The sequence below is a fragment of the Stenotrophomonas sp. YJH_SMC_33 genome (assembly GCF_059372295.1).
Genome location: NZ_JCAFVJ010000012.1, coordinates 1 through 22,323, shown reverse-complemented (window position 1 = coordinate 22,323; position 22,323 = coordinate 1). Strand labels below are relative to the sequence as shown.

Below are 22,323 nucleotides of genomic sequence, written 5' to 3'. Positions count from 1 at the left end.
ATTCACTCCATCGCCAGGTCGGTATCGCCCAGCCACAGGTACAGATCGGGATTTTCGTCGTAGAGCGCGCTGTTGTCTTCCACCGCGGCAAGCACAGGTGCCGGCGCAGGGCCCGTCAGCGTGCCATGGCCGGTGAACTGCAGGCCTATCCCCAGCGCCACCACCAGCGAGCACGCACTGGCCAGCCACCAGCGCCAGCGCCCCCGGTGGGCGGCCGTGGCGCCGTGGCGAGCGTGGCGCAGCCGGGCCAACGTTGCAGGCGACAGCGCCTGCAGCGACTGCGCATGCAGGCTGCGCAGGGTGTCGTCGGAAGGCAGGGAGCGTTTCACGGGTGGATCTCCAGATAATCCTGCAGCGCCTGCCGGGCGCGTGCCAGATGGGTTTTTACCGCGCCTTCGCTGCAGCCCATGGCGCGGGCAGTGGTGGCCCCGTCCAGGTCCTGCAGCACGCGCAGGGTGAAGGCCTCGCGCTGGCGGGCGGGCAGGCGGCGCAACGCGTCCACCAGCTGCTGGTACTGCTGGCGCTGTTCATGCGCCTGTGCCGGGTCGGGGCCAGGATCGGCCCAGTCGATCCCGCCGCCTTCCGCGTCCTGGTTGTCGCGCCAGAACGGCAGGCGGAAGCGGCGCCGGCGCTGCACGTCGATCACGCGCCGGCGCAGGATGCTCCAGAACAGCGGTGCCCATTCGGCCGCCGGCTTGTCGGCGTAGTCCAGCATGCGCATCAGCGCGTCCTGCACCGCATCCATGGCGTCTTCGCGCTGGCGCAGGCCGGCCTCGGCGAAGCGGAACGCACGCGGGCCGACGCTGGCCAGGAACGCCTCCAGCGATGCCGGCGGGGCATCGGTCTCGGCGCTCGGGGGGACGGGGCTGCTCACCAGCACAGGGTACGGTTCCTCGCTTGGGGTCACCATCGACAACGCGTGAGCGCCGCTTCGGTTGACGCCGGGTGCACGCGGGGTTCAGCCCATGGTTATGATGGGACGACGAAGACAGAGCAGGAGCGTTGCCAGTGAGTGACGGGTTCGTGGCGCTGTACATCTTCATGCTGGCGGCCATCGCCGGCCACGTGATCATTTCGCGGGTGCCGGTGATCCTGCATACCCCGCTGATGTCGGGCTCCAACTTCATCCACGGCATCGTGCTGATCGGCGCGATGGTGGTGCTGGGGCATGCGCAGACGCCGCTGGAGAAAGCCCTGGGCTTCCTCGCCGTGGTGCTCGGTGCCGGCAACGCCGCCGGTGGCTACGTGGTCACCGCGCGCATGCTGGAAATGTTCAAGCCGAGCGCGCCCAAGGGGGGCCAGGACGAACCGAAGGAGCCGCAGGCTTGAACATCAGCACCGTCGAACTGCTCGATTGGCTGGTCAAGGCCAGTTACCTCGCTGCCGCCACGCTGTTCCTTCTGGGCCTTCAGCGCATGGCCTCGCCGCTGACCGCGCGCAGCGGCATCCGCTGGGCCGGGCTGGGCATGCTGCTGGCCACGGTGGCGACCTTCTTGCTCCCCGAACTGCACAACGTGCCGCTGATCCTGGTGGCGCTGCTGCTCGGCGCCGGCCTTGCCTGGTGGTCGGCCGGCAAGGTCGCCATCACCGACATGCCGCAGATGGTGGCGCTGTACAACGGCATGGGCGGTGGCTCGGCGGCGGCGATCGGTGCGGTGGAACTGCTGCGCTACGCCTTCCTGGCCCATCGCGATACCCGCCACTGGAGCGCGCAGGCGCTGGCCGACCTGGCCGCGCGCCAGCCGTCGGGCACGGTGCTGCTGCTGGCGGTGGTCGGCGCGGCGATCGGTGCCGTGTCGCTGTCCGGTTCGGTGATTGCCTGGGCCAAGCTGGATGGGCGCCTGGACAAGCGCGTGACCTGGCCCGGCCAGCAGGTGATGAACCTGCTGGTGGCGCTGGCCGTGGTGGTGCTGGCGATCATCGCCGCCAGCACGCTCAGCACCTGGGCGATCGTCACCTTCTTCGTACTGGCGCTGGCGCTGGGCGTGCTGATGACGCTGCCTATCGGTGGCGCCGACATGCCGGTGGTGATCTCGCTGTACAACGCGTTCACCGGCCTGGCGGTGTCGTTCGAAGGCTACGTGCTGGGCAACGAGGCATTGATCATCGCGGGCATGATGGTCGGCGCCGCCGGCATCCTGCTGACCCGGCTGATGGCCAAGGCGATGAACCGGCCGATCCGCAATGTGTTGTTCTCCAACTTCGGTGGTGGCGCCGGCGGGGAAGCGCAGGCGATCAGCGGTGCGCAGAAGCCGATTGAAGCGTCGGATGTCGCGGCGATGATGGCCTACGCAGAACGCGTGGTGATCGTGCCTGGTTACGGCATGGCCGTGGCGCAGGCCCAGCACAAGATCTGGGAGCTGGCGCAGCGGCTGGGCCAGCGCGGGGTGAAGGTGAAGTTCGCCATCCATCCGGTGGCCGGGCGCATGCCCGGGCACATGAACGTGCTGCTGGCCGAAGCGGGTGTGCCCTACGACCTGATCGCCGACATGGACGACATCAACCCGGAGTTCGCCAACACCGACGTGGTGCTGGTGATTGGTGCCAACGACGTGGTCAATCCGGTGGCACGGACCGACCCGGCCAGCCCGATCTACGGCATGCCCGTGCTGGACGTGGTCAATGCGCGCAACGTGGTGGTGATCAAGCGCGGCAAGGGCACTGGTTTTGCGGGCATCGAGAATGCGCTGTTCTACGCCGACAACGCCCGCATGCTGTACGGCGATGGTGCCGAAGCGGCAGCCTCGCTGGTCAGCGAGTTGAAGGCGCTCGACGGCGGGCATTGAGGCCCGGCTGCATCCGTGGGTGCGGACCTTGGTCCGTACGCTTCTGCCGGCCAGCGGCCGGCACTACCATCCCATCCACGCATGGCGTGGATCTACCTGCATATCCCCGGCGGACGTGGCAACCGGCGTGCTCAGCGCGCCAGCCAGGCGCCCACGGCCACGCCCAGCGCCAGCCACAGCCATTCCACCGCGCCATTGGCGAGGGCGATCAGGGTCCAGGCCAGGTGCGGGCCCATCCGCAGGGTCGCGTCCCACAGGTCCAGCCCGATCGAGCCGCCCATCCAGGCGCTGGCGATGGTCCAGTTGGCGACGGCGGTCACCAGCAGGGTGCCCAGCACGACCAGTGCAATGCGCAGCCGGCCCGGGCCCAGCGTACCCATGCGCAGCATGAACACCAGTTCCAGGGCGGTCACGACCGCCATCCAGCCGACCTGCCGGCCGGTCATCAGCGCCAGCACCATCCAGGCGAGGGGAGCAACAAGCAGGCCCAGCAACAGCATGATGGGCCAGAGCCAGGTCACGGTCCTGGCACGCGCGGCATTGGAGGACATCGAAGCTCCCTGAAGATCACCCACAGGATACTGTGGTTTGCCGCAGTGCACCGGCGGCGACAGGGCGGCTGGGCTAGAATGCCGTCTTGCGTGGCCCCGGCCACGGCCCCATATCGGTCCCCATGTATTCCCGTAGCAGCGAACCTGTCCACTTCGAACGCGATTGCGAGGCCGTGATGGTCCCGCAGGGCGACACCGTGACCCTGCCCGCCGGCAGCTATGGGTACATCACCCAGGCGCTGGGCGGCAGTTATTCGGTGTTCGTCGAGGGCAACCTGTTCCGCATCGCCGGCAAGGACGGCGACGCCATCGGCAAGGAAGCGCCGGCACCGCTGGAACTGCCGGCCGACGCCACCGATGAACAGGTGGAACAGCTGGTATGGCAGCAGCTGCGCACCTGCTTCGACCCCGAAATTCCGGTGAACATCGTCGAACTGGGCCTGGTCTACGAGGTCGAGATCAAGCACCTGGACGAAGGCAAGCGCGAGATCGATGTGAAGATGACCCTGACCGCACCGGGTTGCGGCATGGGCGAGATCCTGGTCGACGACGTGCGCAGCAAGCTCGAAATGATCCCGACGGTGGCCGAGGCCGACGTCGACCTGGTGTTCGACCCGCCGTGGAACCAGCACATGATGTCCGAGGCGGCCCGGCTCGAGACCGGCATGCTTTGACCCACGGCCCGCAGTGACGCGGGCCCGGCAATACCCGCAACCAGAACAGGAAATCTCCGGTGTCCCAGTCCATTCCCAGCTTCGCCGTCACCCGTTCGGACCACCCGCGCAGCGCTGAAGAGCGCGCCAAGATCCTGGAGAAGCCGGGCTTCGGCCTGCACTTCACCGACCACATGGTGGAAGTACGCTGGGACAAGGACACCGGCTGGCACAACGCCAACGTGCGTGCCTACGGTCCGCTGCAGCTGGACCCGGCCGCGGCCGTGCTGCACTACGGCCAGGAGATCTTCGAAGGCATCAAGGCCTACCGCCATGCTGACGGCTCGATCTGGACCTTCCGCCCGGATGCCAACGGCCGTCGCCTGCAGCGTTCGGCGCAGCGCCTGGCGCTGCCGGAACTGCCGGTGGAGATCTTTGTCGAATCGCTGAAGCAGCTGATCGCCGTCGACAGCGACTGGGTGCCGTCGGCCGACGAGTCGAGCCTGTACTTCCGCCCGTTCATGATCGGCGATGAAGCCTTCCTCGGCGTGCGCGGTGCGCACAAGGCCGGCTACTACGTCATCGCCAGCCCGGCCGGCCCGTACTTCGCCAAGGGCGTTGCCCCGGTGTCGATCTGGCTGTCCACCGAATACGCGCGTGCGGCCAAGGGCGGCACCGGTGCTGCCAAGTGCGGTGGCAACTACGCCGCCTCGCTGCTGCCGCAGCAGAAGGCGCAGGCGCAGGGTTGCTCGCAGGTGCTGTTCCTCGACCCGGTAGAGGGCAAGTACCTGGAAGAACTGGGCGGCATGAACGTGTTCCTGGTCTACAAGGACGGCACGCTGGTCACTCCGGAACTGTCCGGCAGCATCCTCGAGGGTATTACCCGCGAGAGCATCCTGCAGCTGGCCCGCGACCGCGGCATGAAGGTCGAAGAACGCAAGGTCAGCATCGACGAGTGGAAGGACGGCGTCGCCTCCGGTGCGATCAGCGAAGTGTTTGCCTGTGGCACCGCCGCGGTGGTCACCCCGATCGGCCAGCTGAAGGGCGAGGGCTTCTCGGTGGGCGACATCAACGCCCCGGCCGGCGAAGTGACCATGTCGCTGCGCAAGGAGCTGACCGACATCCAGTACGGCCGCCTGCCGGACCGCCACAACTGGCTGGTCAAGCTGGGCTGATCGCCCACATCGAATCGTAGAGCCGGGCCCGCGCCCGGCTGCGCTTCTGGAAAGCCCGTCCCCGCGACGGGCTTTCTGCATTTCAGGCCAAGGGGGTCAGATCCCTTTCCGCGTGAAAAAGGATTTGACTCCGGATCGGCGGACGCCGATGTCGGCAAAGTCATTCCGGGACATGTGATGGCCCAGTCAGGTCTGTGCAGGACGCGAGAAAGTTCCTTCACCTTCACAAACCCTTGACCCGAAAAGTCTCAGAACGAACATTTCATCTAGCTGAAAAGACGCTGAAAATCTTGTGGTGTCCGGTTTCGGCCATTAGCGTCATCTGCACGGCGGATCGTTAGGGGGATCCGCTGGCTCGCCGGACTTCGAACCTCGCCAATGCAAGCCAGCCCAGGGTTCGGGCCGGTGCTTCTGCCGATTCCGGCATTCACACCACAAGAAAGGGAAATACGATGTCCCAGGTAACGCAACCGCGTGTGCGTCGAGTGTGGGTGGTCCTTGGTGCGTCCGTTCTGTCATCGCTGCTGCTGGCCACGCCTGCGCTGGCCGGCGATGTCCAGCTCAGCGGCCTGCAGTCCGCGCCGACCCACCAGCGTTTCATCGTGAAGTACCGCGACGGCAGCGCGCCGGTGGCCAACACCACCGCACTGGCCTCTTCACTGAAGAATGCCGCCGCCGGCCTGGCCAGCAGCCAGGGCCGCGCACTGGGCCTGCAGCAGGTCCGCAAGCTGGCCGTCGGCCCGACCCTGGTCAGGACCGATCGCCCGCTCGACCAGGCTGAATCCGAGCTGCTGATGCGCAAGCTGGCCGCCGATCCGAACGTGGAGTACGTCGAAGTCGACCAGATCATGCGCGCGACGCTGACCCCGAACGACACCCGCTTCAGCGAACAGTGGGGCTTCGGTACCTCCAATGCGTCGATCAACGTGCAGCCGGCCTGGGACAAGTCGACCGGCACCGGCGTGGTCGTGGCGGTGATCGACACCGGCATCACCAACCACCCCGATCTCAACGGCAACATCCTGCCCGGCTACGACTTCATCAGCGACGCCGCGATGGCGCGCGATGGTGGCGGTCGCGACAACAACCCGAACGATGAAGGCGACTGGTACGGCGCCAACGAGTGCGGCTCGGGCATCCCGGCCTCCAACTCCAGCTGGCACGGTACCCACGTCGCCGGCACCGTGGCGGCAGTGACCAACAACAGCACCGGCGTGGCCGGTACCGCGTTCAACGCCAAGGTTGTGCCGGTGCGCGTGCTCGGCAAGTGCGGCGGTTACACCTCCGACATCGCCGACGCGATCGTATGGGCCTCCGGCGGCACCGTCAGTGGCGTGCCGGCCAATGCCAACCCGGCTGAAGTCATCAACCTCTCGCTGGGTGGTGGCGGCAGTTGCTCCACCACCTACCAGAATGCGATCAATGGCGCTGTCGGCCGTGGCACCACCGTGGTGGTCGCCGCCGGCAACAGCAACACCAACGTGTCCTCGTCGGTGCCGGCCAACTGCCCGAACGTGATTGCCGTGGCGGCCACAACCTCGGCCGGTGCGCGTGCCAGCTTCTCCAACTACGGCACCGGCATCGACATCTCGGCACCGGGCCAGAGCATCCTGTCCACGCTCAACACCGGCACCACCACGCCGGGCAGCGCCAGCTACGCGTCGTACAACGGCACCTCGATGGCGGCGCCGCATGTGGCCGGCGTGGTTGCGCTGATGCAATCGGTCGCGCCAAGCCCGCTTAGCCCGGCGCAGGTCGAGAGCATCATCAAGAGCACCGCACGCCCGCTGCCGGGGTCATGCTCGGGTGGCTGCGGTGCCGGCATCATCGACGCCAACGCCGCGGTGTCCGCGGCCATCAACGGGGGCGGCACTCCGAATCCGGGCGGCAACGTCCTGCAGAACAATGTGCCGGTCACCGGACTGTCGGCCAGCAGTGGTTCATCGCTCAGCTACACCGTCAATGTCCCGGCCGGCAGCAGCCAGCTGCGCGTGGCGATCAGCGGCGGCACCGGTGACGCCGACCTCTACATCCGCCAGGGCAGCGCGCCGACCGACACGGTGTACACCTGCCGTCCGTACCTGAGCGGCAACAGCGAGACCTGCACGGTGAACAGTCCGGCCGCCGGTACCTGGTATGTGCGGGTGAAGGCGTACAGCACTTTCTCGGGCGTGACCCTCAACGCCCAGTACTGAGCCCAAGTCCCTCTCCATGGGCACGCCCCGGCCCAGGCCGGGGCGTTCTTGCATGGGGCCGGCGGTGGTACGTGCCGCCGCGCCATGGTGGGTGCCGACCTTGGTCGGCACGCTGTTCCTCAGACCGATTCGAAGCGGTTCGCGGCCACGTTCTTGCGCACGTGCTGCGGGTCGAAAATGCGGCCGTTCATGGCGATGTACACGCCGCTCGGCAGCGACTGCACCGCACCGATCGCACAGCCGATGTTGAACTCCGCATCCGAGCCGCGGAAGCGTGCCGGGCTCAGTGCACCGGTCATCACGATGGTCTTGTCCGGGATCGTCGCCAGCACCTTGCCGGTCTGCACCATCGAGTCGGTGCCGTGGGTCACCAGCACGTGCCGGGTCGGCTGCGCGGCGATGGTGGCGCGGATCAGCTCGCGGTCCTCATCGTTGATGTGCAGCGAATCCTTGCGCAGGATCGGAATCACGTTGAAGCGGAACGTCACGCCCAGCTCGCGCAGGATCATGCCGATCTGCGGATCGCCGATCTGGTAGTCCGACTTGTCGTCGAAGTAGATCTTGTCGATCGTGCCACCGGTGGTGACGACCAGGAGCTCTTCCATCATGTGCATGCGCGAAACCAGGACAGGTGCAGCGGCGCGGGGCCGGGAGCACAGATGATACGGCCCGGCGGGCGCAGCGTCAGCGTCGCTTGCCGAAGCGGGCGCGCAGCCCTGGCAGGCTGGCGCTGAAGATCACCAGCAGGGCCAGTGTGATTTCGATCAGCGCCAGCCAGCGCGTCTGCGGGTGGCTCCAGGCGCTCATCACGCCGTGGCTGAACCAGCCCAGGGCCAGCACCGAGGCCCAGAAACCCGTCCTGCGCCAGCCCAGGCGCAGCGCAATGGCCAGCGCGAGCGGTGGTGCGGTAAACACCAGCTGGGTGGCCAGCCAGTGCTTGTCATTGATGAACCAGCCGGCGAACAGCGCAGCCAGCCCCATCAGGGCCAGCAGCAGGACCGTGCGCTGCCCGGTGCTCATCGGGCCAACCGCTGCGCGATGTCGGCCACCCGGCGGCCAAGCGCGCGCGCAAGCACGGCTTCATCGTCGGTCGGCTGCGGGTCGTCGGCGGCACCGGCCACGTGGCTGGCGCCATACGGCGTGCCGCCACTGGTGGTGTGGCTCAGCGCCGGCTCGGTGAACGGGATGCCGACGATCACGCAGCCATGGTGCAGCAGTGGTACCTGCATCGACAGCAGGGTCGATTCCTGGCCGCCATGCATCGAAGCAGTCGAGGTGAACACCCCGGCCGGCTTGCCCGACAGGGTGCCGTTGACCCATTCGGCGCCGAGCCCGTCGAGGAAATGCTTCACCGGCGCGGCCATGTTGCCGAAGCGGGTCGGGCTGCCGAGCAGCAGGCCCTGGCATTCGGCCAGGTCCTGCATGCTCACGTAGGGGGCGCCATCGTCGGGCACCGGCGGCTGCGCGGTCTGGGTCACTGCGGCCACCGGCGGCACCGTGCGCAGGCGCGCGCTCATGCCAGGGACTTCGCCGACGCCCCGCGCGATCTGGCGCGCCAGCCGTGCCACCGAACCGCCCCGGCTGTAGTACAGCACCAGAATCTCGCCCATCGTGCCCGCTTCTCCTCGTCGTATGGCCACCAGTATGGCTATCCTGCCAGCATTCCGCATCGGGTACCCTTTCGCCGATGGAACCTTTGGATACGCTCAACCTGTGGATGGAGCGCGCGCGGGATCGCGCACGGGCCATCAGTTTCGGCCGCTTCCTGTGGCATCGCTTCCTCGACGACCGCCTGTTCCAGGCAGCGGCGGCGCTGGCCTATACCACGGTGTTCGCGCTGGTGCCGCTGGCCATCGTGGTGTTCGGCGTGCTCTCGGCCTTCCCCGTTTTCGACCGCTGGAGCGACCAGCTCAGCGACTACGTCTTCTCCAACTTCGTGCCCAACGCCGCGCGCGCGGCCGAGGGGTACCTGCGGCAGTTCTCGGCCAGCGCCGGCCAGCTCACCGCCGCCGGCTTCATCGCGCTGGTGGTATCGCTGCTGATCACCCTCAACAGCGTGGAAGAGACCTTCAACCAGATCTGGCGGGTTGGCTCCACCCGGCCCAAGCTGACCCGCTTCCTGGTCTACTGGACCGTGCTGACCCTGGGCGCGATGCTCGCCGCTGCGTCGCTGGCGGTGTCGGCGCGGGTGTTCGCGTTGCCGTTGTTCGGTACCCAGGAGGGCCGTTGGCTGGCCGAACTGGCCCTGCGGCTGGCGCCGATCCTGATCGAGTTCGTCTGCATCACGCTGATGTTCCGGGTGGTGCCGCACCACACCGTGAAGTGGCGGCACGCGATACCCGGCGCGATTCTGGCGGCGGTGATCCTGGAGCTGGTGAAGTGGGGCATCGGGGCCTATCTGGGCAGCTTCCAGTCCTACCAGAAGCTGTATGGCACGGTGGCCTTCGTGCCGGTCCTGCTGCTGTGGATCTACCTGTGCTGGGTGGCGGTGCTGCTGGGCGCATCATTGTCTTCGTCGATGGCGGCCTTCCGCTACCAGCCGGTGGAACTGCGCCTGCCGCAGGGGTATGAGTTCTATGGACTGCTTCGCCTGCTCGGCCGCTTCCAGCATGCACGGGCGAAGGGCAAGGGCCTGGCCGATGACGAGATCCTGCGGCTGGAGCCGATGCTGACCGATTCACTGCTGCAGGACCTGATCTGCAATCTGCAGGACATCGACCTGCTGCGCCGCGATGAGCGCGGCGAGTGGCTGCTGTCGCGCGATCTGGACCAGGTCAGCCTGGCCGATCTTTACGAATGCACCCAGCTGCGCATCCCGGTGGCCGAGCAGCACCTGCCGTATCGTGATGACAGCCTGGGACGTGCCGCATTGGCGGCGCTGGACGATCTGCGACTGCCCTTGCGTGAACGCCTGAAGCGCAAGGTCAGCGATATCTACACCGATTCCGGAGACATGCCATGACCCGCAAGACCCCGTTGCTGCTGCCGCTGGCACTGTTGCTGGCGCTGTCGGCCTGCAAGCCGGCCCAGGAGCCCACCCCCGCCAGCAGCCAGCCACCGGCACAGGCACCGACCCCGGCCACCCCCGCAGCGGTGGAGGAGACCCCGGCCGAACGTATCACCGCCGAGTTCCCGACGCTGAAGATGAAGGCGGTGGACGGCAGCGACTACGACCTGGCCGCGCATCGCGGCAAGTGGGTGGTGGTGAACTTCTGGGCGACCTGGTGTGCCCCGTGCCGCAAGGAGATGCCCGAGCTGTCGGCGCTGCATGCGATGCGCAGCAACATCGAAGTGGTCGGCCTGGCCTATGAAGACATCGAGGTGCCGGAGATGCAGTCGTTCCTGACCAAGCATCCGGTGACCTATCCGATCGTGATCGTGGACCCGTTCGATCCGCCGGCGGACTTCGCCACGCCACGCGGCTTGCCGTTGACGCACCTGCTGGATCCGCAGGGCAAGCTGGCGCACACGTTCCTTGGCCCGGTGACGGCCGCCGACATCGAAAAGCAGATCGCTGCTGCCAAGTAGGTTGGGTATCGGCAGGGCTGCGCCCTGCACCCGCCGAAACTTTCAAGCAACGGCAACAGCAACTGCCAAAGTGCGATTTCCGTGTTGTGGCGGGGCGGTGTCGGAGTGCGGGGACGCCGCAAGTACGTCCATGTAGGCTTGGCAGCCGCATCCATGCGGCTGACACCCCGCACTCCGACACCGCCCCGCCTCTGACAGATTTCTGCGATCTGGTAGATCCACGCCATGCGTGGATGAATCTCTTTCAGATCTCGAATCAATTCGGGGTCAGATCCGTTTTCCTGCGGAAAACGGATCTGACCCCAGGCGCTATTCCGACAGATCGTAGAGATCTGTCGAAGGCGGGGTGGGTCCGCTTGCGGGGGCGTGAGCCGCATGGATGCGGCGACCGAGCCTACATGGACGTATTTACGGCGTCCCCCGCAAGCGGACCCACCCTGCCTACCCACAGGAAACCCGCTTCTGCTTCGGCTGTTGCTGTTGCCTTGGTTCGTAGCAGGTGCAGGGCCGCAGGCCCTCCCGACCCACCCTAATCCTCGACCGGGAAGTTCTCGATCGGCTTCAGCACATCGTAGTGCTCGCGATGCAGCTTGCCCTTCAGCTTCGGCAGCTCGGGCAACGGTGCATCCACCCGCGTATCGGGCAACCGGTCCAGCAGGTTGCGTACCAGCGTCAGCCGGCCCAGCCGCTGGTCGTTGAAATCCACCAGCGTCCACGGCGCCGCCTCGCGATGCGTCGCGCGCAGCATCGCCTCGCGGGCTTCGGTATAGGCGCTGTACTTGCTGCGCGACTTCAGGTCCACCGGGGACAGCTTCCAGCCCTTCAGCGGATCGAGGTGGCGCTCGGCGAAGCGCTTCTCCTGCTGCTCCTGGTCCACGCACAGCCAGTACTTGAACAGCAGGATGCCGTCATCCACCAGCAGCTGTTCGAACACCGGCGCCTGGCGCAGGAACTGCTGGTACTCGGTCTCGCTGCAGTAGCCCATGACCCGTTCGACGCCTGCGCGGTTGTACCAGCTGCGGTCCATCAGCACGATCTCGCCGGCGGCGGGCAAGTGCGAGGCGTAGCGCTGGAAGTACCACTGCGTGGCTTCGCGGTCGGTGGGCTTGGGCAGTGCCACCACGCGGCACTGGCGCGGGTTGAGGTGCTGGCTGATGGCCTGGATCGCGCCGCCCTTGCCCGCCGTGTCGCGCCCTTCAAACAGCACCAGCAGGCGTTGCCCGCTGTGCTGCACCCAGCGCGCCATGGCGGTCAGTTCCAGCTGCAAAGGCAGCAGCAGTTCGTCGTAGTCCTTGCGCTTGAGCTTGGCCATCGTCACACCCACGGGGAGGAAGCCCGAGCGTAGCGCAGGGGCTGCCCAGGCGATGTCGACGCTACCTGGTCGCGCTTACCCTGCTGCGCCCGTCCAGCCGTTCTCACGTGCCAGTTGCTGCACCAACGCTGACAGATCGCGGGCAAACCCGCCCATGTCGAACAGCCCGCTGCGCTCGCGCGCCTGTGCCAGTTCAGCGCGCAACGCGGCCAGCGCCGCCGGGTCATTGCCCAGCGCGCTGGCGGTGGTGATGAACGCCGCATCGTCGGCGACATTCATCCGCGCCAGCCCCAGATGGTGGTTGAGGCTGCCGGCCACGCGCGCGGCGAACGTGTCGCCGGGGCAGGTCAGCACCGGGCAGCCGGCCCACAGCGCGTCGGACGCGGTGGTGTGGGCGTTGTACGGATGCGTGTCGAGGAACAGGTCGGCCAGCTGATAGCGGGCCAGATACTGCGGATGCGGCAGTTTGGCCATGAACACCAGCCGCGTTGGGTCCAGGCCAGCGGCCTGTGCGGCGCTGCGCAGGCGGGCGTCGGCATGGCCGGGGCCGGACAGCAGCCACAGCACGCTGCCGGGCACCGCCTGCAGCACCGCGAAGGCGCGGCCCATGCTGCGCGGGTTGAGCTTGTAGCTGTTGTTGAAGCAGCAGAACACGACGCCGTTTCCGGGCAACCCGCACTCGGCGCGGGACGGTGCCGGCTCCAGCATGCGGGTGTTGTCCGAGGGCTGGAAGGCACGCGGCAGGCGCAGCACCCGTTCGCTGTAGTGCGGCTCCAGTGAAACTGGCAAAACGAAGCTGTCGCCGATCACGGCATCCATCCACGGCGCCCCGGACGTGCCGGGGTAAGCCAGCCAGTTCAACTGCAGCGGGGCAGGGCGCATCGCCAGTACCTCCGGCGTGCCGCCGCCGCCCCATCCGCGCAGGTCGAACAGCAGGTCGATGCCCTGTGCGCGGATGCGTGCGGCGGTATCGGCATGTCGCAGGCCAGCCACATCATGCAGCTGTGCCGCTGCCTGCAGCCGCTGGCGGATGCGGCTGCCGTCATCACGATTCAACGCGAACAGATGCAGTTGCACTGCCGGGTCATGACGCAACTGCTCGAACAGGGCCACGGTCAGCAGCCCGGTGGGATGGGCGCCAAAGCCATTGGACAGGAAGCCGACCCGCAAGGGGCCGCGCCCGCGCACCTTCGTGGCGGGAAGGGGACGCACTCCCGAAGCAATCACCGCAGCGCGCGCGCGCGCGCAGGCCAGCTGTTCGGCTGCGGTGGCATCCTCGCTGAGGAACGCGAACGGTTCGACCACACCTTGGCCGCTGGCCAGTGCGCCACGCACTTGTGTGGCCAGTGCGTCCACGTCCTGCCAGTCGCACAGGCGACGCTGCCAGGCCAGGCGCTGGGCGGCGATATAGGGTTCGCCCGGCATCAGCGCATGCGCGCGGCGATAGGCCGTCGCCGCCCCTTCGGCATCATCGGCATCTTCCAGCGCATGGCCCAGCCACAACGCGATGCCCGGGTGCTGTGGGGCCAGTGCCGAAGCCTGGCCCAGCAGCTTCGCTGCATCGCCATGTGCGCCGGCCATCCAGGCCACGCGGCCCAGCCGCGCCAGCGCTTCGGGGTGGTTGGGGCGCAGTTGCAGTGCGCGTCGTGCGGCCTGCTCGCCGGCAGCGATGTCGCCGGCTTCCAGTTCCAGGTCGGCCAGCATCACCCAGGCCACGAAGTCGCCGGGCTGGCGCGCGATCGCCTGCTGCAGGTGCTGTCGCTGCTGCCAGGCCGTCATCGTGATCAGTCCGCCGACAACTGCGCCAGGGCGTCGACCTGGTGTTCGTGGCTGAGTCGCTGCAGCAGCGGGTCGAGGTCGCCGGCCAGGATGTTGGGCAGGTCGTACAGGGTCAGGCCTTCCACGCGGTGGTCGGTGATCCGGCCCTGCGGGAAGTTGTAGGTGCGGATGCGCTGGCTGCGGTCGCCGCTGCCGACCTGCAGGCGCCGCGATTCGGCCTGCGCCGCGTCCTGGCGCTGGCGTTCGGCATCGAGCAGCTGCGCCTTCAGGCGCTTCATCGCCTTGTCGCGATTGGCGTGCTGGCTGCGTTCGGTCTGGCATTCCACCACTACGCCGGTCGGCAGGTGGGTGATGCGGATCGCCGACTCGGTCTTGTTGACGTGCTGGCCACCGGCGCCGGACGAGCGGAACGTATCCACCTTCAGGTCGGCGGGGTTGATGACGATGTCATCGACTTCGTCGGCCTCCGGAATGATTGCCACGGTGGCCGCCGAGGTGTGGATGCGGCCCTGCGATTCGGTGGCCGGCACGCGCTGCACGCGGTGCGTGCCCGATTCGAACTTCAGCCGCGAGAACGCTCCCCGGCCGACCACGCGTGCCACCACCTCCTTGTAGCCGCCGTGCTCGCCCGGGCTGTCCGATTCGATCTCGACCTTCCAGCCCTGGCGCTCGGCATAGCGGGCGTACATGCGGAACAGGTCGCCAGCGAAGATCGCGGCTTCGTCGCCGCCAGTGCCGGCGCGCACTTCCAGGAACAGGTTGCCTTCGTCGCGCGGGTCGCGTGGCACCAGCAGCAATGCGAGCTCCTGCTCCAGCGCCTGCAGGCGCGCCTGCGCGGCGGCGATCTCCTCGTCGGCCAGCTCGCGCAGATCGGGATCGGCGCGCATGCCTTCGGCGGCGGCCAGGTCGGCCTTGGCACGGGCTTCATCGGCCAGTGCAGTGGCAACCGGTTCAAGTTGGGCGAATTCGCGCGAAAGGTCGCGGAAACGGGTGTTGTCGGCGACCACATCGGGTTCGGCGAGCAGGCGTTCCAGTTCTTCGCGGCGCTCGGCCAGCGCTTCCAGCTTACGGCGCAGGGTCGGCGTCATCGGGTCTCACGGGTGGGTGGCGGTAACCCGGCGTGGCCGGGAACAGGCGCTCGGCGGCGCGGGTCAGGTCGGCATCGCCACTCAGCGCGGCGGCGCGCAGTGCGGCGGTCGGCGGGTGCAGCAGGCGGTTGGTCAGGCCGTGGGCCAGCAGTTCCAGCACTTCGTCGGCGGGCTTGCCGTTGGCCAGCTGCTGGCGCGCGCGCTCCAGCAGCTCGGCACGGGTGGCTTCGCCGAACGCGCGCAGCTGCCGCAGTGGTGCCTGGTGGGCGCTGGCCTGCTGGGTCTCGATGAAGCGCGATACCTGCAGGTCGATGATCGCCTCGGCCTCGGCAGCGGCCTCGCGGCGGCCACGACGGTTGTCTTCCACCGCGCGTTCCAGGTCATCGACGGTGTAGAGGAAGGCGTCGTTGAGCGTGCCGACCTCGGCTTCGATGTCGCGCGGCACGGCCAGGTCGAACAGCAGCATCGGCTTGTGCCGGCGCGCGCGCAGGGCCTTGGCCACCATCTCGCGATGGATCACCGGCTCGCGCGCGGCGGTGGCCGAGAACACCACGTCGGCCTCGCCCAGGTGGCGGTCCAGTTCGGTCAGCGGCAGGGCCACGCCGCCATGGCGGCTGGCCAGTTCCTGCGCGTGGGCCAGGGTGCGGTTGGCGATCAGCAGCCGCCGCACCTTGCCTTCACTCAGGTGCCGTGCAGCCAGTTCGATGGTCTCGCCGGCACCGACCAGCAGCACGGTGGAATCGTCCAGCCGGGCGAACGCGTTCTGTGCCAGGCGCACGGCCGCCGAGGCCACCGACACCGGGTTGGTGCCGATCTGGGTATCGGTCCGCGCACGCTTGGCCACCGAGAAGGTCTGCTGGAACAGGCGGTCCAGGCGCTGGCCGAGCAGGCCATGGTCGCGCGCGGTCGACCAGGCGTCCTTCACCTGGCCGAGGATCTGCGGTTCGCCCAGCACCATCGAGTCCAGCCCGGTGGCGACCCGGAACAGGTGGCGCACAGCCTCGGCATCGGCATGCTGGTACAGATAGCCCTGCAGGTCGCCGGCCTGGCTGCGCAGCCACTGGTCCAGCGCCTGTGCCGACTCGGCCACGGCGTACAGTTCGGTGCGGTTGCAGGTGGACAGCAGCACCGCCTCGGCAATCTGCGGGGTATCGCGCAGCGAACCGAGCGCGCGCGGCAACGCCTCACCGGCGAAGGCCGCGCGCTCGCGCAGTTCCACCGGTGCGGTCTGGTGATTCAGTCCGAGCACCCACAGGGTCATTGTTCAGTTGCTTGCGATAAGCTGCTGGCCATTGGACGACATTTTAAGGCCCCGATGCCGACGATGCCCGCATTGATTCGCATCCCCAGTGTTCTGCTGCTGTCCCTGGCCTGCAGCCAGGCCCTGGCGGCGGTGCCGGCCAAGGCCCCTGTAAGGGCCCCGGCCACTGAGGAACTGGCGCTGGAACCGGTGATGGCCGGTGAGTTCGCGCTGCAGGCCGGCAAGCTGGCCGAGGCGGCGCGCTGGTACCTGCAGGCGGCCCAGCAGACCGACGGCGACGCCGGCCTGGCCGAGCGCGCGACCCGCATTTCCATGCTCGCCAACGATGACGCCAGCGCCGCCAAGGGCCTGGCCCTGTGGCAGCAGCGCGCGCCAAGCTCGTTGACCCTGCGCAGCGCCGCCGGTGCGCTGGCCATGCGCCAGGGCGATGTGAAGGCCGCCCGCACTGAACTTCAGGCGCTGCTGGCCGACCCCGACGAGCGCGGCTGGAAGTTCGCCCTGGCCGCGCTGATCGGCGGTGGGCGCGACCCGGCGGTGCCGGCGCAGGTGCTCGGCGAGCTGGTCGATGCCAATGCAATTCCGCCGAAGATCGAGGCCTGGCAGGAGTTTGGCCGACTCGCGCTGCGCATGGAAAAGCCCGAGCTGGCGCGGCGGATGATCGATGAGGTGGTCAAGCGCTTCCCGGAAGAGCCACGTGTGGCACTGCTGCGCGCCAGCCAGTTGCAACAAGCGGGCGAGACCGACAAGGCGCTGTCGCTGCTGCACGATGTGGAGCCGAAGACGCGCCAGGACCCGGAACTGCGCAATGCGGTGGCCATCGCCTACGACAGCCTGGGGCAGCCTGCTGCGGCCGAGCGCGTGCTGGCGTTCGGCCCGCAGGACGTGCAGACCTGGGGCATGCGCGCCTCGCTGCTGGCCAAGCAGGGCGACAAGGCAGCGCTGTCCAATCTCTACAACGAACTGTCGCGGCAGGCGGCCAAGCCGGACCCGGCGCAGCGCCTGCTGCTGGGCAAGATCGCCGAGTACCTGAAGCGCTATCCGGAGGCGGTGCAGTGGTACCACAGCGTGCCCGGCGGCGATGAGCTGAGCGAAGCACGCCTGCGCGCGGCCAATGCCCAGGCCCTGGCCGGGCGCCTGCCGCAGGCCCTGGATGAAGTGCACGCGATCCAGTCCGATGCGGTGGTCGATGACGATGTGCGTCGCGACGCCTATCTGCTGGAGGCTGAACTGCGCCAGCGTGGCGATGACAGTGCCGGCGAACTGGATGCATTGGCCCGCGGCCTGGCCGCCTACCCGGATGACAACGGCCTGCTGTACGCCCGTGCACTCGCCTGGGAGCGCCGCGACGATATCCCGCGCGCCGAGGCCGACCTGCGCAAGATCCTGGTGACCGACCCGGAAAACGTGCCGGCCCTGAATGCCTTGGGCTACACCCTGGCCGACCGTACCGGCCGCCTGCAGGAAGCGCTGGAGCTGATCGACCGCGCCCGCGTGGCCGAACCGGACAACGCCGCCATCGTCGACAGCTATGGCTGGGTGCTGTATCGCCTGGGTCGCAAGGAAGAAGCACTGGTGCAGCTGCGCCGGGCCTGGACCCTGGCCAAGGACCCGGAGATCGCTTCCCACGTTGGCGAAGTGCTCTGGGTGCTGGGCAAGCATGACGAGGCCCGCCACTTCTTCGAAGAAGCGGCCAAGCTCGATCCTGAAAACCGCGCGCTGCTGCGCGCCCGCGAGAAATTCAATCCATGAGTGTTTCCCTGATCCGGCCGCTGCTGTTGGCGGCCGTGACCCTGGCGGTGACCGCCTGTACCAGCGTGGGCACGCAGAAGACCCCGGCGCCGGCGGTGGTCGAGGTTGTTTCAGCCGAAGCGGCGCAGGCCGAGGCGGCGCGCGTGGCCGCGCTGCAGGCACAGCCGGACTGGGCTTTCCAGGGCCGGGTCGCGGTCAGCAAGGGCAAGGACGGCGGCAGCGGACGCATCGACTGGAAGCAGGAAGGACGCCGCTATGTGGTCGAGCTGAGCGCGCCGGTGACCCGGCAGAGCTGGAAGCTGGCCGGCGATACCCATTCCGAAGCCGGCCGCCTGGAAGGACTGGCCGGCGGGCCGCGTGACGGCGAGGACGCCCAGCAGCTGCTGCTGGAAGCGACCGGGTGGGACATACCGGTCAACCAGCTGCCGCAGTGGATCCGTGGCCTGGTGGCCGGCGATGCTGCCGGTCCGGAGAAGGTCGAGCGCGACGCTGACGGCCGGCCGCGTCGCATGCAGCAGATGGGCTGGCAGGTGCAGTATCTGGACTGGTACCCGGCCGAGGCCGGACGCCCGGCGCTGCCGCGCCGGATCGAGGCCAGCAATGGCGACGCCAAGGTGCGCCTGCTGGTGGACCAGTGGGGGCAGGGCGCCCCATGAGTGCCGGGCACGATGACGCGGGCTGGTCCTGGTGGCCGGCCCCGGCCAAGCTGAACCTGTTCCTGCACATCACCGGCCGCCGCGCCGACGGCTACCACGAGCTGCAGACCGTGTTCCGCCTGCTGGACTGGGGCGATCGCATTGGCCTGCGCCTGCGTGAAGACGGCCAGGTGCGCCGTGAGGGCGAGGGTTTGGCCGGCGTTGCCGAGGCGGATGATCTGGCGGTGCGTGCCGCGCGCCTGCTCCAGGAAGCGGCAAAGGTCGAGCAAGGTGCAGACATCATCGTCGAAAAGCACGTTCCCGCTGGGGGTGGGTTTGGCGGGGGGTCGTCCGACGCGGCCACGGCGCTGGTGGTGCTGAACCGGCTGTGGCGGGCGGGTCTGGATGAAGAGGCTTTGGCGGCGCTGGGCCTGCGCCTGGGCGCAGATGTGCCGGTATTCGTGCGCGGGCGCAACGCCTGGGCCGAAGGCGTGGGCGAGCGCCTGCAGCCGATCACCCTGGCCCCGGCCTGGTACGTGCTGGTCGAACCGGGCGTTCATGTTCCTACGCCAGCACTGTTTGCAGACCCGGATTTGACGCGCGACAGCCCAGTGGCGAAAATAGAGGACTTCGCTTCCGGGACCTTGGTCGGGAACGCGTTCGAACCGGTGCTGCGCCGCCGTGAGCCTGCCGTCGAGGCAGCGTTCGCCGCGTTGAGCGACATCGGCACGGCGCGGCTGACCGGTTCGGGAAGTGGTTGTTTCGTCGAGTTCGCATCGCAGTCTGCCGCAGAGCAGGGACGGTCGAAGTTGCCGAAGGAGTTGCGGGCAAGGGTGGCAGCGGGCGTAGCGCGTTCGCCACTGCTGGATGCACTCGAGCAACACTGATTTATCACTGCAGGGGCGTCGCCAAGAGGCCCAAGGCACCAGGTTTTGATCCTGGCATTCGTAGGTTCGAATCCTACCGCCCCTGCCAATAGCGGCTGTGTCCGCGCCTTCCAGCGCATCGCCCGCGCGGGACGTGGAAACAACCGCGGTGTTGTCAGCAGCAAGGGTCCATCGGGGTCCTTGCCGACTCCGGATCCCCGCCACTCGTCCCCGCCCGAGACAATCATGATGCAAGAGTCCCCGAACCTGCTGGTCTTTTCCGGCAACGCCAACAAACGTCTGGCGCAGAACATCTGCAAGGAACTGGGGGTTCGCCCGGGCAAGGCGCTGGTCTCGCACTTCTCCGATGGCGAAGTGCAGGTGGAGATCGAAGAGAACGTCCGCAAGCAGGACGTGTTCGTGATCCAGCCGACCTGCGCGCCGAGCGCGGAAAACCTGATGGAGCTGCTGGTGCTGATCGACGCGCTCAAGCGCGCATCGGTGGCCAGTGTCACCGCCGTGGTGCCGTATTTCGGCTACTCGCGCCAGGATCGCCGCATGCGCTCCTCGCGCGTGCCGATCACCGCCAAGCTTGCGGCCAAGATGTTCAGCACCGCAGGCGCTGATCGCGTGCTGACCGTCGACCTGCACGCCGACCAGATCCAGGGCTTCTTCGATATTCCGGTGGACAACGTGTATGCGTCCCCGCTGCTGCTGGCCGACATCTGGCGCGCCTACGGCACCGAGAACCTGATCGTTGTGTCGCCGGACGTGGGCGGCGTGGTCCGTGCCCGTGCGGTGGCCAAGCGCCTGGATGACGCCGACCTGGCGATCATCGACAAGCGCCGCCCGCGCGCCAACGTCTCCACCGTGATGAACATCATCGGTGACGTCGAAGGCAAGACCTGCGTGATGGTCGATGACATCGTCGACACCGCCGGCACCCTGTGCGCCGCTGCTGCTGCCCTGAAGGCGCGCGGTGCGCTCAAGGTCGCCGCCTACTGCACCCACGCGGTGCTGTCGGGCCCGGCGGTGGACAACATCACCAATTCCCAGCTCGACGAGCTGGTGGTGACCGACACCATCCCGCTGAAGGACGCGGCGCGGGTGTGCAGCAAGATCCGCCAGCTGAGCGTGGCGGAAATGCTGGCTGAAACGATGCGCCGCATCGCCTTCGGTGAGTCGGTCAGCTCGCTGTACGTCGACTGAGTTTTCGCCCCTGCCGGCAACGGCGGGGGCATGCCCCGGGTGCTTCTGGTCGCGGAAGCATCTTCAACCGCCACGCCGCAGGGCGCGGCAACAACCTGAGTAGTCGAAAATGTCGAAGACCCATGAAATCAAGGTCACCAAGCGTGAACTGCAGCGTAAGGGTGCGAGCCGCCGCCTGCGTCACGCCGGTGTGATCCCGGCCATCGTGTACGGCGGCAACGCCGAGCCGGTCGCCATCAGCCTGGACCACAACGAAATCTGGCTGGCCCAGCAGAACGAGTGGTTCTATGCCTCGATCCTGGACCTGAACCTGGATGGCCAGGTGCAGAAGGTCCTGCTGCGTGACATGCAGCGCCACCCGTACAAGCAGCTGATCATGCACCTGGACTTCCAGCGCGTGAACGAGAACGAAGCCCTGACCGCTTCGGTCCCGCTGCACTTCGTCAACGAAGACACCTCGCCGGCCGGCAAGGCTGCCGACGTCGTGGTCACCCACGAACTGAAGGAAGTGACCATCACCTGCCTGCCGAAGGACCTGCCGGAGTCGATCGAAGTCGACCTGGGCGAGCTGAAGGCCGGTGACGTGGTGTACCTGTCCGACATCAAGCTGCCGAAGGGCGTGGAAATCCCGGCCCTGGCGCTGGGCAAGGACCACGACGACGCCATCGTCACCGCCAAGGCCGGCAAGGCCGACGCGGCCGACGAAGAAGCGGCTGCCGCCGAGTAATACCGCTACGGTGCCTGCCTGCGGGCAGGCACCGTACTGGAAGGAACCATGGCAGGACTGCGACTGATCGTCGGTCTGGGCAACCCCGGATCGGAACACGCCCGGACCCGGCACAATGCCGGGTTTCATTTCGTTGAGGCCCTGGCGGAGAAAGCCGGTGCGCGATGGAATGTGGACAGCAAGCTGTTCGGTGAGACCGCCAAGGTCGAGATCGCCGGGCAGACGGTGTGGCTCCTCAAGCCCGCCACCTTCATGAACCTCAGCGGCAAGTCGGTCACCGCCGCGCAGCGGTTCTGGAAGATCGAGCCGGAGGAAACCCTGCTGGCCCACGACGAACTGGACCTGCCGCCCGGCGCGGCACGGCTGAAGTTCGACGGTGGCCACGGCGGTCAGAACGGTCTGCGCGACACCATCCGCCTGCTCGGCCATGGCAAGTTCCATCGCCTGCGCGTGGGCATTGGCCACCCCGGCCACAAGGACCGCGTGGTGGGTTGGGTGCTCGGCCGCCCGTCGAAGGACGATGACGTGCTGATCGCGCGCGCCATCGACGATGCGATCGACGTGCTGCCGCTGGCGGTGCAGGGCGATTTCAACGAAGCGATGAAGCGCCTGCACACCCCGAAATAACCGGTAGGTACCGACCGTTGGCCGGTACGGAGTCAACCAGACCGGTAGGTACCGACCGTTGGTCGGTACGGAGTCAACCAGGCCGGTAGGTACCGACCGTTGGTCGGTACGGAGTCAACCAGGCCGGTAGGTACCGACCGTTGGTCGGTACGGAGTCAACCAGGCCGGTAGGTACCGACCGT

The 22,323-nt window shown here is 67.7% G+C and carries 23 protein-coding genes and 1 tRNA gene; 14 read left to right on the top strand and 10 right to left on the bottom strand.

Translation table 11 applies throughout. The features are described 5' to 3' along the window. Window positions 1-2: 2 nt before the first annotated feature. Complete coding sequence (locus tag AC5P9W_RS16395; protein WP_019661148.1) at window positions 3-329, bottom strand: hypothetical protein; 327 nt, start codon at window positions 327-329, stop codon at window positions 3-5. Further along, on the bottom strand, window positions 326-910 hold the full coding sequence (locus AC5P9W_RS16390) for an RNA polymerase sigma factor (RefSeq protein ID WP_019661149.1): 585 nt from the start codon (window positions 908-910) through the stop codon (window positions 326-328). The genes AC5P9W_RS16395 and AC5P9W_RS16390 overlap by 4 nt, the downstream gene beginning before the upstream one ends. A gap of 98 nt (window positions 911-1,008) precedes the next feature. Between AC5P9W_RS16390 and AC5P9W_RS16385 the strand changes: the two genes are divergently transcribed. Together AC5P9W_RS16385 and AC5P9W_RS16380 are read left to right on the top strand one after the other, a co-directional pair. Continuing rightward, window positions 1,009-1,329, top strand: coding sequence for an NAD(P) transhydrogenase subunit alpha part 2 (locus AC5P9W_RS16385; RefSeq protein WP_019661150.1), 321 nt, complete (start codon window positions 1,009-1,011; stop codon window positions 1,327-1,329). Continuing rightward, on the top strand, window positions 1,326-2,786 hold the full coding sequence (locus AC5P9W_RS16380; RefSeq protein WP_111099047.1) for an NAD(P)(+) transhydrogenase (Re/Si-specific) subunit beta: 1,461 nt from the start codon (window positions 1,326-1,328) through the stop codon (window positions 2,784-2,786). Before AC5P9W_RS16385 ends, AC5P9W_RS16380 begins: the two co-directional genes overlap by 4 nt. Window positions 2,787-2,917: 131 nt before the next feature. On the opposite strand, the gene AC5P9W_RS16375 is transcribed toward AC5P9W_RS16380, so the two are convergent. Continuing rightward, window positions 2,918-3,337: a hypothetical protein gene (locus AC5P9W_RS16375; RefSeq protein ID WP_019661152.1), complete on the bottom strand. Its 420-nt coding sequence runs from the start codon at window positions 3,335-3,337 to the stop codon at window positions 2,918-2,920. 122 nt (window positions 3,338-3,459) lie between these two features. Here AC5P9W_RS16375 and sufT point away from each other — a divergent pair, with 122 nt between their 5' ends. From sufT to AC5P9W_RS16360, 3 genes are all read left to right on the top strand, one after another. Continuing rightward, window positions 3,460-4,011 (top strand): putative Fe-S cluster assembly protein SufT, encoded by a 552-nt coding sequence (gene sufT, locus AC5P9W_RS16370; protein ID WP_005415385.1) that lies wholly within the window; start codon window positions 3,460-3,462, stop codon window positions 4,009-4,011. Window positions 4,012-4,070: 59 nt separating this feature from the next. After that, window positions 4,071-5,165: a branched-chain amino acid aminotransferase gene (locus tag AC5P9W_RS16365; protein ID WP_058980362.1), complete on the top strand. Its 1,095-nt coding sequence runs from the start codon at window positions 4,071-4,073 to the stop codon at window positions 5,163-5,165. A gap of 452 nt (window positions 5,166-5,617) precedes the next feature. Next, window positions 5,618-7,360 (top strand): S8 family peptidase, encoded by a 1,743-nt coding sequence (locus AC5P9W_RS16360; RefSeq protein WP_021203210.1) that lies wholly within the window; start codon window positions 5,618-5,620, stop codon window positions 7,358-7,360. A gap of 119 nt (window positions 7,361-7,479) precedes the next feature. Here the strand turns inward: AC5P9W_RS16360 and AC5P9W_RS16355 are convergent, their stop codons facing one another. The 3 genes from AC5P9W_RS16355 to wrbA all read right to left on the bottom strand — a co-directional run bounded on the left by AC5P9W_RS16355 (window position 7,480) and on the right by wrbA (window position 8,970). Next, entirely contained in the window at window positions 7,480-7,965 is a 486-nt protein-coding gene (locus tag AC5P9W_RS16355) for an asparaginase domain-containing protein (protein WP_010481766.1), read from the bottom strand. Window positions 7,966-8,044: 79 nt separating this feature from the next. Then, complete coding sequence (locus tag AC5P9W_RS16350; RefSeq protein ID WP_019661155.1) at window positions 8,045-8,380, bottom strand: DUF2069 domain-containing protein; 336 nt, start codon at window positions 8,378-8,380, stop codon at window positions 8,045-8,047. After that, window positions 8,377-8,970, bottom strand: coding sequence for an NAD(P)H:quinone oxidoreductase (gene wrbA, locus AC5P9W_RS16345; RefSeq protein ID WP_227854367.1), 594 nt, complete (start codon window positions 8,968-8,970; stop codon window positions 8,377-8,379). The genes AC5P9W_RS16350 and wrbA overlap by 4 nt, the downstream gene beginning before the upstream one ends. A 77-nt stretch (window positions 8,971-9,047) precedes the next feature. On the opposite strand from wrbA, the gene AC5P9W_RS16340 reads away from it, so the two are divergent. Both AC5P9W_RS16340 and AC5P9W_RS16335 read left to right on the top strand, forming a co-directional pair. Next, window positions 9,048-10,322 (top strand): YihY family inner membrane protein, encoded by a 1,275-nt coding sequence (locus AC5P9W_RS16340; RefSeq protein ID WP_495219359.1) that lies wholly within the window; start codon window positions 9,048-9,050, stop codon window positions 10,320-10,322. After that, a complete protein-coding gene (locus tag AC5P9W_RS16335; RefSeq protein WP_457894968.1) occupies window positions 10,319-10,888 on the top strand; it encodes a TlpA family protein disulfide reductase in 570 nt (189 codons plus the stop codon). Before AC5P9W_RS16340 ends, AC5P9W_RS16335 begins: the two co-directional genes overlap by 4 nt. Before the next feature lie 529 nt (window positions 10,889-11,417). Here AC5P9W_RS16335 and ppk2 read toward each other — a convergent pair. The 4 genes from ppk2 to hemA all read right to left on the bottom strand — a co-directional run bounded on the left by ppk2 (window position 11,418) and on the right by hemA (window position 16,328). After that, window positions 11,418-12,200 (bottom strand): polyphosphate kinase 2, encoded by a 783-nt coding sequence (gene ppk2 / locus AC5P9W_RS16330; RefSeq protein ID WP_111099048.1) that lies wholly within the window; start codon window positions 12,198-12,200, stop codon window positions 11,418-11,420. Window positions 12,201-12,275: 75 nt separating this feature from the next. After that, the gene (locus AC5P9W_RS16325; RefSeq protein ID WP_019661161.1) at window positions 12,276-13,979 is read right to left on the bottom strand and encodes an O-linked N-acetylglucosamine transferase, SPINDLY family protein; all 1,704 of its coding nucleotides are present in this window, start codon (window positions 13,977-13,979) and stop codon (window positions 12,276-12,278) included. 5 nt (window positions 13,980-13,984) lie between these two features. Then, the gene (prfA, locus tag AC5P9W_RS16320) at window positions 13,985-15,067 is read right to left on the bottom strand and encodes a peptide chain release factor 1 (protein WP_019661162.1); all 1,083 of its coding nucleotides are present in this window, start codon (window positions 15,065-15,067) and stop codon (window positions 13,985-13,987) included. Continuing rightward, window positions 15,045-16,328, bottom strand: a complete 1,284-nt coding sequence (hemA, locus tag AC5P9W_RS16315; protein ID WP_021202249.1) for a glutamyl-tRNA reductase — start codon at window positions 16,326-16,328, stop codon at window positions 15,045-15,047. The genes prfA and hemA overlap by 23 nt, the downstream gene beginning before the upstream one ends. Before the next feature lie 63 nt (window positions 16,329-16,391). On the opposite strand from hemA, the gene AC5P9W_RS16310 reads away from it, so the two are divergent. From AC5P9W_RS16310 to pth, 7 genes are all read left to right on the top strand, one after another. Further along, window positions 16,392-18,077 carry a tetratricopeptide repeat protein gene (locus AC5P9W_RS16310; protein ID WP_026347150.1) on the top strand — a complete coding sequence of 562 codons (1,686 nt, stop codon included), beginning with the start codon at window positions 16,392-16,394 and terminating at the stop codon, window positions 18,075-18,077. After that, window positions 18,074-18,733 (top strand): lipoprotein insertase outer membrane protein LolB, encoded by a 660-nt coding sequence (gene lolB, locus AC5P9W_RS16305; RefSeq protein WP_019661165.1) that lies wholly within the window; start codon window positions 18,074-18,076, stop codon window positions 18,731-18,733. The genes AC5P9W_RS16310 and lolB overlap by 4 nt, the downstream gene beginning before the upstream one ends. Further along, window positions 18,730-19,599 carry a 4-(cytidine 5'-diphospho)-2-C-methyl-D-erythritol kinase gene (gene ispE, locus AC5P9W_RS16300; protein WP_021202247.1) on the top strand — a complete coding sequence of 290 codons (870 nt, stop codon included), beginning with the start codon at window positions 18,730-18,732 and terminating at the stop codon, window positions 19,597-19,599. The genes lolB and ispE overlap by 4 nt, the downstream gene beginning before the upstream one ends. A gap of 11 nt (window positions 19,600-19,610) precedes the next feature. Continuing rightward, window positions 19,611-19,687 (top strand) — tRNA-Gln (locus AC5P9W_RS16295). Window positions 19,688-19,827: 140 nt separating this feature from the next. Then, window positions 19,828-20,787: a ribose-phosphate diphosphokinase gene (locus AC5P9W_RS16290; protein WP_005415400.1), complete on the top strand. Its 960-nt coding sequence runs from the start codon at window positions 19,828-19,830 to the stop codon at window positions 20,785-20,787. 109 nt (window positions 20,788-20,896) lie between these two features. After that, window positions 20,897-21,514 (top strand): 50S ribosomal protein L25/general stress protein Ctc, encoded by a 618-nt coding sequence (locus AC5P9W_RS16285; protein ID WP_005415401.1) that lies wholly within the window; start codon window positions 20,897-20,899, stop codon window positions 21,512-21,514. A 48-nt stretch (window positions 21,515-21,562) separates the two neighbouring features. Further along, window positions 21,563-22,141, top strand: a complete 579-nt coding sequence (gene pth, locus AC5P9W_RS16280) for an aminoacyl-tRNA hydrolase (protein WP_019661167.1) — start codon at window positions 21,563-21,565, stop codon at window positions 22,139-22,141. Window positions 22,142-22,323: the final 182 nt, after the last annotated feature.

Excerpts from the sequence above, each read along its gene's own strand:
- ppk2 (WP_111099048.1), bottom strand. The coding sequence starts at position 12,200 with ATGGCCAAGCTCAAGCGCAAGGACTACGACGAACTGCTGCTGCCTTTG.
- prfA (WP_019661162.1), bottom strand. The coding sequence starts at position 15,067 with ATGACGCCGACCCTGCGCCGTAAGCTGGAAGCGCTGGCCGAGCGCCGC.
- AC5P9W_RS16310 (WP_026347150.1), top strand. The coding sequence starts at position 16,392 with ATGCCCGCATTGATTCGCATCCCCAGTGTTCTGCTGCTGTCCCTGGCC.
- sufT (WP_005415385.1), top strand. The coding sequence starts at position 3,460 with ATGTATTCCCGTAGCAGCGAACCTGTCCACTTCGAACGCGATTGCGAG.
- AC5P9W_RS16350 (WP_019661155.1), bottom strand. The coding sequence starts at position 8,380 with ATGAGCACCGGGCAGCGCACGGTCCTGCTGCTGGCCCTGATGGGGCTG.
- pth (WP_019661167.1), top strand. The coding sequence starts at position 21,563 with ATGGCAGGACTGCGACTGATCGTCGGTCTGGGCAACCCCGGATCGGAA.
- AC5P9W_RS16355 (WP_010481766.1), bottom strand. The coding sequence starts at position 7,965 with ATGGAAGAGCTCCTGGTCGTCACCACCGGTGGCACGATCGACAAGATC.
- lolB (WP_019661165.1), top strand. The coding sequence starts at position 18,074 with ATGAGTGTTTCCCTGATCCGGCCGCTGCTGTTGGCGGCCGTGACCCTG.
- hemA (WP_021202249.1), bottom strand. The coding sequence starts at position 16,328 with ATGACCCTGTGGGTGCTCGGACTGAATCACCAGACCGCACCGGTGGAA.
- AC5P9W_RS16335 (WP_457894968.1), top strand. The coding sequence starts at position 10,319 with ATGACCCGCAAGACCCCGTTGCTGCTGCCGCTGGCACTGTTGCTGGCG.
- AC5P9W_RS16375 (WP_019661152.1), bottom strand. The coding sequence starts at position 3,337 with ATGTCCTCCAATGCCGCGCGTGCCAGGACCGTGACCTGGCTCTGGCCC.
- AC5P9W_RS16325 (WP_019661161.1), bottom strand. The coding sequence starts at position 13,979 with ATGACGGCCTGGCAGCAGCGACAGCACCTGCAGCAGGCGATCGCGCGC.
- AC5P9W_RS16360 (WP_021203210.1), top strand. The coding sequence starts at position 5,618 with ATGTCCCAGGTAACGCAACCGCGTGTGCGTCGAGTGTGGGTGGTCCTT.
- ispE (WP_021202247.1), top strand. The coding sequence starts at position 18,730 with ATGAGTGCCGGGCACGATGACGCGGGCTGGTCCTGGTGGCCGGCCCCG.
- AC5P9W_RS16390 (WP_019661149.1), bottom strand. The coding sequence starts at position 910 with ATGGTGACCCCAAGCGAGGAACCGTACCCTGTGCTGGTGAGCAGCCCC.
- AC5P9W_RS16285 (WP_005415401.1), top strand. The coding sequence starts at position 20,897 with ATGTCGAAGACCCATGAAATCAAGGTCACCAAGCGTGAACTGCAGCGT.
- wrbA (WP_227854367.1), bottom strand. The coding sequence starts at position 8,970 with ATGGGCGAGATTCTGGTGCTGTACTACAGCCGGGGCGGTTCGGTGGCA.
- AC5P9W_RS16290 (WP_005415400.1), top strand. The coding sequence starts at position 19,828 with ATGCAAGAGTCCCCGAACCTGCTGGTCTTTTCCGGCAACGCCAACAAA.
- AC5P9W_RS16340 (WP_495219359.1), top strand. The coding sequence starts at position 9,048 with ATGGAACCTTTGGATACGCTCAACCTGTGGATGGAGCGCGCGCGGGAT.